Annotated in this window: 1 pseudogene; it reads left to right on the top strand. The window is 41.4% G+C overall.

Features of this window, described 5'->3' with window-relative positions:
• Positions 1–69: 69 nt before the first annotated feature.
• Positions 70–602, top strand: a pseudogene (locus BG32_RS03680) (heat-inducible transcription repressor HrcA); the annotation flags it as partial.

Here is a 602-nt window from a genome sequence, read left to right as displayed (position 1 = left end):
AGAAATGACATGCGAAAACTGGAGTTTCTTGGATATATCTACCAGCCACATACTTCGTCAGGTAGAGTTTTGACAGATAAGGGGTTCAGATTTTATCTTGATTCAGTCAAGACTATTACTGAAGACCTTCAGGAGAGTAATGTGGCTATTGCAATAAGGCGCACCAGCTTTGTCGGAGATATCGAGCATCTGTTGCAGGGAATGACGAGGATTCTTGCACGAGCTGTATCGGGCTTTGTCGTCATCGAAAAGCCTAAGTTAGATAAACTTGTAGTTAACAGCGTTTCGATTTCAAGGATTACCAAGGGCTATCTTAACGTTTCGATAGTCACGGATCTTGGTGTAAGCGTCAATACAACAGTTTTTGTTGGCCCGGCCGAATTCGATATCGATAATTTCCAAAGGTATGTGAATCTGGCCGTTGTGGGAAAGACCATTGGTGAAATCAGAAATGGAATCAAGAACGTCGAACTTAGATATGACGAATGGCACGATAAGAGACTTCAGGATATTATTAGCTTTTTGCAGAGCATTTTCGATAAGGAAAATGAAGAGAAGTACTACAGATACGGCCTTGAGTTCATCATTGCAAATGAACACCT

The organism is Mesotoga sp. HF07.pep.5.2.highcov (assembly GCF_003666285.1).
GTDB lineage: Bacteria > Thermotogota > Thermotogae > Petrotogales > Kosmotogaceae > Mesotoga > Mesotoga prima.
The sequence above is the reverse complement of the archived record's forward strand: the minus strand, read 5'-3'. Positions and strand labels throughout refer to the sequence as shown.